General features: G+C 70.8%; 9 protein-coding genes. 2 read left to right on the plus strand and 7 right to left on the minus strand.

Annotation, left to right across the window (positions count from 1 at the left end; translation table 11 throughout):
- Positions 1-18 precede the first annotated feature (18 nt).
- Positions 19-1,401, minus strand: coding sequence for an aspartate aminotransferase family protein (locus ACQP2T_RS52365; protein WP_433512265.1), 1,383 nt, complete (start codon positions 1,399-1,401; stop codon positions 19-21).
- A 232-nt stretch (positions 1,402-1,633) separates the two neighbouring features.
- Between ACQP2T_RS52365 and ACQP2T_RS52370 the strand changes: the two genes are divergently transcribed.
- Complete coding sequence (locus ACQP2T_RS52370) at positions 1,634-2,989, plus strand: dipeptidase (RefSeq protein WP_433512266.1); 1,356 nt, start codon at positions 1,634-1,636, stop codon at positions 2,987-2,989.
- A gap of 6 nt (positions 2,990-2,995) precedes the next feature.
- Here ACQP2T_RS52370 and ACQP2T_RS52375 read toward each other — a convergent pair whose 3' ends face one another.
- Positions 2,996-3,946, minus strand: a complete 951-nt coding sequence (locus ACQP2T_RS52375) for an Lrp/AsnC family transcriptional regulator (protein WP_433512267.1) — start codon at positions 3,944-3,946, stop codon at positions 2,996-2,998.
- 85 nt (positions 3,947-4,031) lie between these two features.
- On the opposite strand from ACQP2T_RS52375, the gene ACQP2T_RS52380 reads away from it, so the two are divergent.
- Positions 4,032-4,856 carry an NAD(P)H-binding protein gene (locus ACQP2T_RS52380; protein ID WP_433512268.1) on the plus strand — a complete coding sequence of 275 codons (825 nt, stop codon included), beginning with the start codon at positions 4,032-4,034 and terminating at the stop codon, positions 4,854-4,856.
- On the opposite strand, the gene ACQP2T_RS52385 is transcribed toward ACQP2T_RS52380, so the two are convergent.
- The 5 genes from ACQP2T_RS52385 to ACQP2T_RS52405 form a co-directional block, all read right to left on the minus strand.
- Positions 4,812-5,618 carry an ABC transporter ATP-binding protein gene (locus ACQP2T_RS52385; RefSeq protein ID WP_433512269.1) on the minus strand — a complete coding sequence of 269 codons (807 nt, stop codon included), beginning with the start codon at positions 5,616-5,618 and terminating at the stop codon, positions 4,812-4,814. The genes ACQP2T_RS52380 and ACQP2T_RS52385 overlap by 45 nt on opposite strands.
- Positions 5,615-7,489, minus strand: a complete 1,875-nt coding sequence (locus ACQP2T_RS52390; RefSeq protein ID WP_433512270.1) for a dipeptide/oligopeptide/nickel ABC transporter permease/ATP-binding protein — start codon at positions 7,487-7,489, stop codon at positions 5,615-5,617. The genes ACQP2T_RS52385 and ACQP2T_RS52390 overlap by 4 nt, the downstream gene beginning before the upstream one ends.
- On the minus strand, positions 7,489-8,466 hold the full coding sequence (locus tag ACQP2T_RS52395) for an ABC transporter permease (protein WP_433512271.1): 978 nt from the start codon (positions 8,464-8,466) through the stop codon (positions 7,489-7,491). The genes ACQP2T_RS52390 and ACQP2T_RS52395 overlap by 1 nt, the downstream gene beginning before the upstream one ends.
- Positions 8,466-10,061, minus strand: a complete 1,596-nt coding sequence (locus tag ACQP2T_RS52400) for an ABC transporter substrate-binding protein (protein ID WP_433512272.1) — start codon at positions 10,059-10,061, stop codon at positions 8,466-8,468. Before ACQP2T_RS52400 ends, ACQP2T_RS52395 begins: the two co-directional genes overlap by 1 nt.
- Before the next feature lie 148 nt (positions 10,062-10,209).
- Complete coding sequence (locus ACQP2T_RS52405; RefSeq protein ID WP_433512273.1) at positions 10,210-11,436, minus strand: PucR family transcriptional regulator; 1,227 nt, start codon at positions 11,434-11,436, stop codon at positions 10,210-10,212.
- Between the last annotated feature and the right edge of the window lie 21 nt (positions 11,437-11,457).

An 11,457-nucleotide genomic window follows, 5' to 3' on the forward strand; every position in this document is an offset into this window, starting at 1 on the left:
TCGTTCCTTGAAACAGCGTTAGAGGCGAGCCCACGCTTCCGTGAGCACGTTGCGGAGGATCGACCCGATCTCGTCGAACTCCTTCGGCCCCGCGATCAGCGGCGGCGCGAGCTGGATGACGGGGTCGCCACGGTCGTCGGCGCGGCAGTAGAGCCCGGCCTCGAACAGCGCCTTCGACAGGAACCCACGCAGCAGCCGCTCCGACTCCTCGTCGGTGAAGGTCTGCTTGGTGGTCTTGTCCTTGACCAGCTCGATGCCCCAGAAGTAGCCGGAGCCCCGGACGTCGCCGACGATCGGCAGGTCCTTGAGACCGTCGAGGGTGGCCTGGAAGAGCGGCTCGTTCTTGGTGACGTGGCCGAGCAGGTCCTCGCGCTCGAAGATGTCGAGGTTGGCCAGTGCCACGGCCGCGGAGACCGGGTGCCCGCCGAAGGTGTAGCCGTGGGCGAACATCTGGTCGCCGCTCTTGAACGGCTCGAACAGCCGGTCGTGCGCGATCATGGCCCCGATGGGCGAGTAGCCGCTGGTCAGGCCCTTGGCGCAGGTGATGATGTCGGGCACGTAGTCGAACTTCTGGCCGCCGAACATCGTGCCGAGCCGGCCGAAGGCGCAGATGACCTCGTCGGAGACGAGCAGCACGTCGTACTCGTCGCAGATCTCGCGCAGCCGCTGCCAGTAGCCGGCCGGCGGCGGGAAGCAGCCGCCGGCGTTCTGCACCGGCTCGGCGAAGACGGCGGCCACCGTGTCGGGGCCCTCCATCTCGATCGCGCGGGCGACGCGGTCGGCGGCCCAGATGCCGTACTCCTCCGGGTTCATGCCCTTGATGCCGCTGATCTCGTCGGCGCGGTAGTAGTTCGTGTTCGGCACCCGCACCGAACCGGGCACGAGCGGCTCGAACATCTGCTTGAACGCCGGGATGCCGGTGATCGACAGGGCGCCCTGCGGGGTGCCGTGGTAGGCGATCTGGCGGCTGATGACCTTGTGCTTGAGCGGCTTGCCGATGAGCTTGTAGTACTGCTTGGCCAGCTTCCAGGCGGACTCGACCGCCTCGCCGCCGCCGGTGGTGAAGAAGACCCTGTTGAGATCGCCGGGGGTCAGGCTCGCGAGCCGCTGGGCCAGCTCGGCCGCCTTCGGGTGCGCGTAGGACCACAGCGGGAAGAAGGCCAGCTCCTGTGCCTGCTTGGCGGCCGCCTCGGCCAGCTCGCTCCGGCCGTGACCGGCCTGGACCACGAAGAGTCCCGCCAGGCCGTCCAGGTAGCGCTTGCCGTGGATGTCGTAGATGTAGGAGCCCTCACCGCGAACGATGGTCGGGATCTCCGCCTGCTGGTAGGCGCTGTGCCTCGTGAAGTGCAACCACAGGTGATCCTGCGCGGCCTTGAGAATCTCGTTTTCCGGCTGCGTCATGATTTATCTTCCCTCGCGTCCGATCTCCCCACAGTCTGCATGTTCCCCTCGGGTTTGCCAAGCGAATGCGTCGTAGCAGTGTGCAAGAAAACCGAGATCCGCAGGAACGGTATGTAACAGCTGCGAAATCCGCAGGTAGATGGGCGCGCGGGTCATGCCCGTTTCACGGGTTGTGAAGCCTTTGTGATGCAATGAGGCGTTAACCATTGAGAACGACTCCGGGGGACCGTCCGTGACTCCTGATCAGATTGAGAGCGCCGTCGCGGCCGCGATGCCGCAGTCCGTGGAGGACCTCAAGCGGCTCGCCGCCATCCCGTCGGTTGCCTTTCCCGGGCATCCCGAGGAGCCCGTGCTCGCCGCCGCGGCCCTGACCGAGGAGCTCCTGCGCAGCACGGGGCTGACGCGCGTGCAGCGGGTCGCGGTCGAGGGCAGCTTCCCCGCGGTGTACGGCGAGGTGGCCGCGCCGCCCGGCGCGCCCACGGTGCTGCTCTACGCGCACTACGACGTGCAGCCCGCCGGTGACCCGGCCGCCTGGCGCACCCCGCCGTTCGAGCCGACCCTGATCGACGGCCAGCTGTACGGCAGGGGCACCGCGGACGACAAGTCGGGCATCATCTCGCACGTCACCGCCCTGCGCGCGTTCCAGGGGCAGTTCCCCGTCGGGGTGAAGGTCCTCATCGAGGGCCAGGAGGAGTACGCCGGGGAGCGCCTGGAGGCGTTCGTCGAGCGCAACCCCGACCTGCTGCGGGCAGACGCCATCGTGGTGGCCGACTGCGGCAACCCGCGCGTCGGTGACCCCGCGATCACCACCTCGCTGCGCGGCATGGCCGCGTTCACCATCGAGGTCCGCACCCTGCGCGAGCCGGTGCACAGCGGCCAGTTCGGCGGCGCCGCCCCCGACGCGCTCTCGGCGCTCATGCGCATGCTGACCTCGCTGCACGACGACAACGGCGACATCCGGGTGCCGGGCCTGCCCCGCGGGACCTTCCTCGGTCAGGGACCGTCGGAGGAGGAGTTCCGCAAGACCGCCGGTGTGCTGGACGGCGTGTCGCTGGTCGGCTCCGGCTCCTTGGCGGACCGCCTGTGGGCGTCGTACGCCATCACCGTGACCGGCATCGACGCGCCCACGGTGTCGGGCGCCATCAACGCGGTCCAGCCCGCGGCGCGCGCCCGAGTCACGGTCCGCATCCCCCCGTCCGGCGACCCCAAGACGACCGTGAACGCGGTGGTCGAGTTCCTGCGGCAGGTCACGCCGTGGGGCGCGCAGGTCTCGTTCGGCGACTACACCGTGGGGTCGGGCTTCCAGGCGGACTCGGGCGGCAAGGCCCGCACCGCGCTCAACCGGGCTATGGAGCGCGCCTTCGGGCGGCCGCCGCGCGACATCGGGGCGGGCGGGTCGATTCCGCTGGTGAACACGCTGCTGAAGCAGTTCCCCGCGGCGGAGATCCTGCTGTTCGGGGCCGAGGACGACGAGGCGGCCATCCACGCGCCCAACGAGCGGGTGGACCTGGAGGAGCTGCGCCGCGTCGCCACCGCTGAGGCGCTGTTCCTGCGGGAGCTCAGCCTGCCCTCCGCGCTCGGCGTCTGATCCCCGCTACAACCTCAGCGATCCGCCGCGCTTGACGGTGCGGATGATGGGGGCGGTCTCCATGGTGGTGACCGCCTCCAGGGCGGCGAGCCGTTCGGTGAGGTAACGGCCCAGGTCCAGTGGGTCGCGGCAGTTCAGGGCCGCGACCAGATTGGTGGGGCCGGTGGTGAGGGCGGCGAAGGCGATCTCGGGATGCCGCGCCAGCGCCGCGCCGACCTCGACCGCCTTGGCCGGCGGGGCGGCGATCCACAGCCGGGCCTCGGTGCCGAATCCGAGCGCCGAAGGCGGTACGTCGAGCTGGTAGCTCAGGATTCCCTGGCCGCGCAGCGCGTACAGGCGGCGTTTCACCGTGGTCTCCGACCAGCCGGTGGCGGCGGCCAGCTCGGCGTAGGACGCGCGGCCGTCCAGATTGAGCGCCCGCAGCAGCGCCTTGTCACCCTCGTCGAGGTCGATCGGGCCGTCTCCGGCCTCGACCGGGGGTGGCCGCAGCCGGTCGGCCTGTTCGGGTGACAGCCAGGCCAGCCCCTGCCAGCCGTCCGGCAGCACGAAATTACGCAGCAGCAGGTGAGCGGAGACCGAGACGACCCGGCTGGTGCGCGGCAGTTTGTCCAGCAATAGGGCGTCCTGGTCGCGAGTGCCGCGCGTCCGTACGGTGCAGGAGATCTCGGTGCCGCCGGACATCAGGTACACGAAGGACGTGTCGTCACGGGCGGCCAGCGCCTTGGCGACCGGCACGGCCGCGTCCGGGGTGCAGCGCAGCCTGATGGTCCACTGGGTGTATCCCAGCCGGGCGCCGTTGACCAGGCCCGCCACCCGCAGCACGCCCTGGCCGCGCAGCCGCCGGTAGCGGCGGGCCACGGTGTTCTCCGAGACCCCGAGCACGTCGGCGATCGCCCTGAACGGGGCCCGGCCGTCGATCTGCAGCGCGTGAACCAGAGCCCTGTCGACGGTATCCATCCACGTATCCCTGTGCGGTGACGGTTTCCGGCGATCCTAGCCGTCTGGCTGGGGCGGTTGGACGGTCGTGCGCGACGCTCGTCACATGAACATCCTCGTCCTCGCCGCCACCGGCAACGTCGGCGGCCAGATCATCACCCAGCTGCGCGAGAGCGGCCACGCCGTACGGGCGGTCACCCGCGATCCGCGCACCGCCCGCTTCCCCGCCGAGGTCGAGGTGACGCGCGGCGACCTGTCCGCGCCGGACACCATCGCGGCCTGCCTGGACGGCGTCGACGCGGTGTTCCTGCTCTGGCCGCTGCACACCGGCGAACAGCTGCCCGCCGTGCTCGACGTGATCGCCCGGCGGGCCCGGCGGGTGGTCTTCCTGGGCACGGGCGGTGTTCCCGATCTCAGCTTCGATGAGCAGGAGAAGCTCGTCCACGGCTGCGGTATCGAGTCCACCATGATCAGGCCGAGCACCTTCGCGGTGAACACGTTGTGGTGGGCCGACCAGATCCGGGCGGGTGACGTCGTCGAAGGGGCTTACGGCGCGCTGCCGATGTCCCTGATCCATGAGGCCGACATGGCGGCCGTCGCGGTCCGTGCCCTCACCGAGCCGGGACACGACGGCGCCACCTACACGCTGACCGGCCCGGAGGTGCTCACCCAGGCCGAGCAGGTCCGCGTCATCGGCGAGGCGCTGGGCCGGCCGCTGCGCTGGCGGGAGCTCACCCGCGAGCAGGCCCGAGAGCGGCTGCTGGCCGACGAGGGCTTCCCCGACTCCTTCGTCGACGTGCTCCTCGACGGCTACGCCGCCATGCTCGCCGGGCCGCCGCCCACCTTGACGTCCACCGTCCAGGATGTCACCGGGGCCCCGGCCCGATCACTGCGCCAATGGGCCACCGACCACGCGGCCGACTTCGGCTGAGGACCTGCGCGGGCCCGGGATGGCGTCCAGCAGGTCGCGGGTGTACGGGTGCCGCGGATCCTCCAGCACCTGCTCGGCCGGGCCGGCCTCGACGATCCGTCCGTGGCGCATGACCGCGATGATGTCGCTGACGTAGCGCACCACCGCCAGGTTGTGCGAGATGAACAACATCGTCAGGTCCATCTCGCGCCGCAGGTCCCGCACGAGATTGAGCATCGCGCCCTGCACGGACACGTCGAGTGCCGAGGTGATCTCGTCGGCGATCACCACCTCGGGCCGGCCGGCCAGCGCGCGAGCGAGCGCGACGCGCTGCCGCTGGCCACCGGACAGCTGGACGGGCAGCATCGCCGCCCGCTCGGGATCGAGGCTGACCAGTTCCAGCAGGCGAGCCACCTCGCCACGCCGGTCGGCGGTGCCGCGCGGCATGGCCTCCGTGATCGACTCGCCGATGGTCATGCGGGGGTCGAGCGACGCGTACGGATCCTGGAACACCATCTGCAGGGGCCGACGGCGCCGCGAGAACCGCCGCACGTCCGTGCCGCCCACCAGGACCCGGCCAGAGCTGATGGGCGCCAGGCCCACGGCGGCTCTGGCGAGGGTGGACTTGCCCGATCCCGACTCGCCGACCAGCCCGACCACGCTGCCCGACGGCACCGCCAGGCTGACCCGGTCGACGGCCGCGGCCTTGCCATAGTGCACGCTGACATCCTCGAAGACCAGCTCACCGCTGTGTCCGACCGTTCGCTCGACACGCTCGCTCATGCGGCACCTCCTGTGGCTTTCATGACGATGTCCGCCGGGGCGCCCACCGGATACCAGCAGGCGACGCGGTGCCCCGGCCCCGCCGGGGCGAGCTCTGGGTCCACCGCGCGGCAGCGGTCGCTCGCGAACGAGCAGCGCGCCGCGAACGCGCACCCTTCGGGCATCGCATCCGGTTCCGGCGGCCGGCCGGGGATGACGGCGAGCGGCTGGTCGCGGTCCGTGTCCATGCCGGGCACGGCGGCGATCAGGGCCCGCGTGTACGGATGACGCGCGCCACCGTCGAGGTCGCCGACCGGCAGGTCCTCCACGATCCGGCCCGCGTACATGACCAGGACCCGGTCGCAGGTCTGCGCCACCACTGTGATGTCGTGGCTGATCAGCAGGATGGCCGCGGCTTCGCGCTCGCGCACCTCCGACAGCAGCCGCAGCACCTCGCGCTGCACCCGGACGTCCAGCGCGGTGGTGGGCTCGTCGGCCACCACCAGTCGCGGGTTCGCCATCAGGCCCATGCCGATCATCGCTCGCTGAAGCATCCCGCCGGAGAACTGGTGCGGGTACTGGCGGGCGCGCCGGGCCGGATCCGTCACGTGCACCGCGCGCAGGCGGTCCACAGCCCGTTCCAGCGCCGCCCGGCGGGACAGCCCCTGGTGCTGCTCCGACACCTCGGCCAGTTGCCTGCCCACGCGCCGGGTTGGATTGAACGAGGTCATCGGGTTCTGGAACACCACCGACAACGAGGTCCCCAGCACGCGGTCAGGAGTGGTGTTCAGGGGCGCGCCCATGAACTCCAGCCGGTCCGCCGTCACTACGCCGGGCGGCTCGATCAGCTTCGACACGGCCAGCGCGGTCAGGCTCTTGCCCGAGCCGGACTCCCCGACCACGCCCACCGCCTCGCCCGCCGCCACCGTGAAGCTCACCCCGCGGACCGGGGTCGCGGGCCCGAACGCCACCCGCAGGTTCTCCACCGCCAGCACGGACCCGCCACCCGAGGAGGAGGAGGAGGAGGTCGCGGCGGTGCTCGCCGGCTCGCGGCCGGGCCGGAGGGTCCGGGTACGCATGCCGACGACCGCGGCGGCGGTCTCGCCGAACAGGTTGAACGCCAACCCGACGATCACCACGGCGACGCCGGGCGCGAGGGCCGCGGCCGGATTGGTGTAGATGCGGTCGAGCCCATCGCCGAGCAGCCGCCCCCAGTCATAGTCGGGGGCCTGCACCCCGATCCCGAGGAACGACAGACCGGCGAAGGCCAGCAGCGCGTTGCCGGCGCCGATGGTGGCGTTCACCACGAGGGGCTCGCCGATGTTCGGCAGGATATGGCGGGTCATCAGCCGGAGCCGGCCGACCCCTGCCACTCTGGCGGCCGACACGAAGTCCCGCCCGGCGATCGACGCCGCGAGCGTCTGCGTAAGCCGGGCGAACGACGGCGCTCCGGCGAGCCCGATGGCCAGGACCGCGCCCCGCATCCCGACCCCGAAGATCACCGCGAGGAACAGCGCCAGCAGAAGCGCGGGGAAGGCCACGGCGATGCCGACCGCCGAGACCACCAGGCGGCCGAGCAGCCGTGGCAGGACCGACGGCGCCATGCCCAGGATCACGCCGGCCAACAGCCCGATCAGGGTGGCGCTCACGGCCAGCCCGACCGACAAGCGGGTGGCGACCAGCACCCGGAGGAAGATGTCCCGGCCCAGCGAGTCCGTGCCGAGCGGGTGCGACGCTGACGGGCCCTCCTGGATGGCACTGGTGTCGGTCGCGTCGGCGCCCTCGCCCCAAAGGATCGGGGCCAGGACCGCCAGTGCGCCCACCACGACGATGAGGACCGCCGAGCACGCCCCGACGGGGGTGCGCAGGGCCGCGAGCCACTTCCCGCCCATCAGCTCTCCCTGATCGTCGAACGCGGGTCGAGAACCGCCAGCAGCACATCGACCAGCAGGTTCACCAGCAGCACGCCGATGCCGTAGACCAGCACGACGCCCTGCACCATCGGGTAGTCCTTCTGCAGGATCGACTGGACGATCGTCGATCCCAGTCCTGGCCAGGCGAACACGTTCTCGACGAGGACCGTGCCCGCGACCATGGCCGTCAGCATCAGGCCGGCGAGCGTGAGGGTCGCGGTCAGGGCGTTGGGCAGCGCGTGGCGGGCGTACACCAGCCGGTCCGGCAGGCGCTTGGCTCGCGCGGTGCGGATGTAGTCCTCACCCAGGACCGACAGCATCTCCACGCGGACGATCCGCGCCATGACCGCCGCCGGGGCGATCGCCAGCGACAGCACCGGCAGCACGTACGAGCTCAGATCCTCCCGCCCGGCTACCGGCAGCCACGGCAGATACACCGCGAACATGTAGACCAGCCCGACCGCCAGCAGGAACTCCGGGATGGCCGCCACGAACACGCTGGCGGAGGTGAACACCAGCTCGCCGCCCCGCCGCCGGCCACCCCTGGTCAGCACCGACATCAGCACCCCCAGGGGCACGGCGACCACGAGCACCAGGACGAACGCCGGCAGTGCCAGCTTGACCGTCTCCGGCAGGCGTTCGCCGATCACCTGGGCCACCGGCAGGTTGCTCACCATCGAGGCGCCGAAGTCGCCGGTGAGGCAGCCGCGCAGGAAGCCGGCGTACTGCTGCCACAGCGGAGCGTCCAGTCCCAGGGCCTGGCGGCGGGCCTCGACCAGCTCGACGGGCGCCGTGGTGCCCAGCGCCGCCCGCACCGGGTCGCCCGGGATCAGGTGGATCATCAGGAACGACGCGGTGACGAGGACCCACAGCGAGACCAGGAACCGCCAGGACCGCCGCAGCGCGAACGAGAGCCAGGGGGCGCTCAGCGGCCGCCTGATCAGCACGCTGGTCATCAGCGCAGCACCCGGATGCTGGTCGGGATCGGCAGCTGGAGCCAGCCCTCGGTCCGCGCCTCGGCCTTGTTCAGGAAGTACGGGACCTCCGACTCCGAGACCGGCACCACGTCCGCCGACTGGAACAGCGCCTTCTCCGCGTCGTTCCACAACTTGCAGCCCGCCTCGCCGGCGGTCCGGCCGGCCTGTTCCACCAGTTTCTCGTAGGCCGCGTTCTTGATGCCGACGAAGTTCTGGCCCTGCGGTGGCATCCCGCCGGTGGCGAAAGGCACGATCTGGTGGGGCAGGTTGAGCTTGAATCCCGCCCAGTACACGTCGAAGTCGCCGGTTTCGAACATGGCCCGGTTGAGCGCGTTCAGGTCGTCTCCGGTGAGCTTGACCTCGGCGCCGAGGGCCTTCCACTTCTGCGCCACCAGCTCGGCGGCGGCGATGTTGCCTTCGCCGTCGTTGGTGCTGTAGTGCAGATCCAGCTTGAGCGGCTTGCCGTCCTTGGCGCGGGCGCCGTTCGCGCCCGCGCTCCAGCCCGCCTCCTCAAGCAGGGCGGCGGCCTGGCGGGGGTCGGTCGCGGGCAGTATCCCGGTGACGGTGTCGGCGGCGCACGGCTGGGCGTCGTTGGCGACCAGGCCGTTGGCCCGCTTGCCCTTCCCCGAGGTGGAGACCCGGGCCAGCTCGTCGAGGTCGAGCGCGGCGGTGAGAGCGCGTCGTACCTGCTGGTCGGCGCCGGGCCGGCCGTCGCGCTGGTTGAACCACAGCTCGCCGAGCGTCGCGGAGACGTCGAAGTGCGCCAGCTTGCGGGCCACGAGCCGGTCGCGGTCGGCGCCGGCGACGAGGGCCATGTTGACCTCGCCGGACAGCACGAGGTTCGCGGCGGTGGTCTCGTTGGGCACGACCTTGGCGACGATCTTCGCCGGGGTGCCGGGGACGTCGTTACGCACGCCGCCCGGTCCCCATGCGTAGCCCTCGCGCAGGGTGAAGGTGTAGTGATCACCCCGGACGATTTCACTGAGCACGAAGGGCCCGGTGCCGGCGGACGACTTCTCCAGCAGCTTGGCGTCCTCGACACCCTTGGGGCAGATGACGGGCACCCGGCCTAGCGTCTGCAGCAGAAGCGCGAACGGCGACTTCATCTTCACTCGCACGGTGCGGGCGGAGTCGTCGGCCGTGGCGGTGAAGGGGGTGGTCGGGACCAGCAGTCCGTACAGGGGCGACTGGTTCTTCGGGTCTTTGAGGTAGTCGAAGGCCTTGACCACGTGGCTCGCGGTCAGCGGGGTGCCGTCGGAGCAGGTGACACCGCTCCTGAGGGTGAACGTGGCCGTGTTCTCGTCGGCCTGCCACTTCTCGGCCAGCCCGGACACGATCTCGCCCTCAGGGGTCACGTTGATCAGTGGGTCGTAGGCGAGGCTGCCCATCTCGCCGAGGCTGGCGATGTTCCGGTACGGGTCGACGACGCCGGGATCACTCGGCAGGGTGAAGGTGAAGGTGCCGTGATCGGCGTACTCCACCGGCTTGCCGCCGACGCCGGCCTGGCCTCCCGAACAGGCGGCCAGCCCGGTCGTCAGAGTGGCGGCGATGAGAACGCTGAACCTGATGCGCATGGTTCTGTTCCAATCGAAAGGGCTCAGCTGAGCGCGTTCGCATCAGTGTTGTACGGGCCGTGGACCAGCGGTAACGACAGGAGTCGCAATCCTCGGCGCACAAACGCAGCAGATTGTCGGGATTCACGGCCCGAGGGCTCGGCGGCCGTCAGTCGTGGCGCAGGCCGAGCAGGCGGGCGATCTTCAGCCCGAGGTGGAGCGCGAGGCGGTCCTCGCCGAGGGCCAGCTGCGCCCCGGTGTACTCCTCGATGCGCTGCAACCGGTAGTAGAGGGTCGTCCGGTGGATGAAGAGCTTCTCGGCCGCCGCCTGGACGTCGCCGGCGTGCTCCAGGAACGCCTCCAGCGTGTCGGCGAGCTGCTCTCCTTTGACCCCTGCTTCCAGGAGCCGGCGCAGCCCGGGTGGCAGGGCGTACACGGTCAACTCCTCCGGCGGGATGCGGGACAGCAACCCGTACACGCCCAGCCGGTCGAAGGAGGTGACCTGCCCGAACCCGTCGCCCAGCCGTGTCACCCGCGCCGCGTGCGCGGCCTGCTGGTAGGAGCGGTAGAAGTCGCGCAGGTCGTTGACCGGCTCACCGATGCCGACGACCGGCTCGACGCCGGTCAGGTCGCGGCTGAGGCTGCCGACGAGCTCGCTGAGCAGGCTCTGCTTGGCGGCTCCGCTGACCAGCGGGTCCTTGTCCGAGACGAGCATGAGCCCGTGGTCGCGGCGGATCAGGCTGACGTGCCGCCGGTCCAGCAGCCGAGCGCCGATGCGTTCGAGCCACCCGTCCAGGACGTTGCGCTCGCCGTCGAGCAGCGCCTGCTCGCCGGGGTGCAGCGTGACGACCACGGCGACGACGGGCTCGCTGGCGACGAACAGGTCGGCGTCTATGAGCTCGGCCGCGGCGTGCTCGCGGGCGCGGGGGTCGTCGGTCGCCACGAGATCCCTCAGGAGCCCCCTGGACCGGCTCTTGTGCAGCTCATTGGCGAGCTGGTCACGCTGGATGGCGATCGCGATCGTGTCCAGCGCGGCGAGCACGGTCTCGGTCTCCAGATCGGTGAGCGGGTCGTCGCCTTCGAGGATCCAGACGAACCCCAGCAGGACGCCCTCCTGCCGGATCGGCACGCACAGCCGCTGCATGGTGGCGCCGATCTCCGGCGCGATGGGCGGGCGGAACGGGCCGTCGGCCGTCTTCGCACCCGCGCCGAACGTCCAGTCGGCGGCGCCGCTGGGCACCTCCCGCTTGAGAATCGACTGCTCGCGGAGGCGGTCGACCCCGCCGAACTCGTGGGAGGAGAAGGCCAGCTGGCGCAGCCGCCAGTCGTCAACCGTGATGTTGCGCTGCAACCGCCGGCCCAGGCCGTCGATGAGGCGCTGTAACTCAGTGGTCACGCGCGTCAGCTTACATTCCGC

It is taken from the genome of Nonomuraea sp. CA-143628 (assembly GCF_050942315.1).
Taxonomy (GTDB): Bacteria; Actinomycetota; Actinomycetes; order Streptosporangiales; family Streptosporangiaceae; genus Nonomuraea.

Excerpts from the sequence above, each read along its gene's own strand:
- ACQP2T_RS52365 (WP_433512265.1), bottom strand. The coding sequence starts at position 1,401 with ATGACGCAGCCGGAAAACGAGATTCTCAAGGCCGCGCAGGATCACCTG.
- ACQP2T_RS52375 (WP_433512267.1), bottom strand. The coding sequence starts at position 3,946 with ATGGATACCGTCGACAGGGCTCTGGTTCACGCGCTGCAGATCGACGGC.
- ACQP2T_RS52380 (WP_433512268.1), top strand. The coding sequence starts at position 4,032 with ATGAACATCCTCGTCCTCGCCGCCACCGGCAACGTCGGCGGCCAGATC.
- ACQP2T_RS52385 (WP_433512269.1), bottom strand. The coding sequence starts at position 5,618 with ATGAGCGAGCGTGTCGAGCGAACGGTCGGACACAGCGGTGAGCTGGTC.
- ACQP2T_RS52390 (WP_433512270.1), bottom strand. The coding sequence starts at position 7,489 with ATGGGCGGGAAGTGGCTCGCGGCCCTGCGCACCCCCGTCGGGGCGTGC.
- ACQP2T_RS52395 (WP_433512271.1), bottom strand. The coding sequence starts at position 8,466 with ATGACCAGCGTGCTGATCAGGCGGCCGCTGAGCGCCCCCTGGCTCTCG.
- ACQP2T_RS52400 (WP_433512272.1), bottom strand. The coding sequence starts at position 10,061 with ATGCGCATCAGGTTCAGCGTTCTCATCGCCGCCACTCTGACGACCGGG.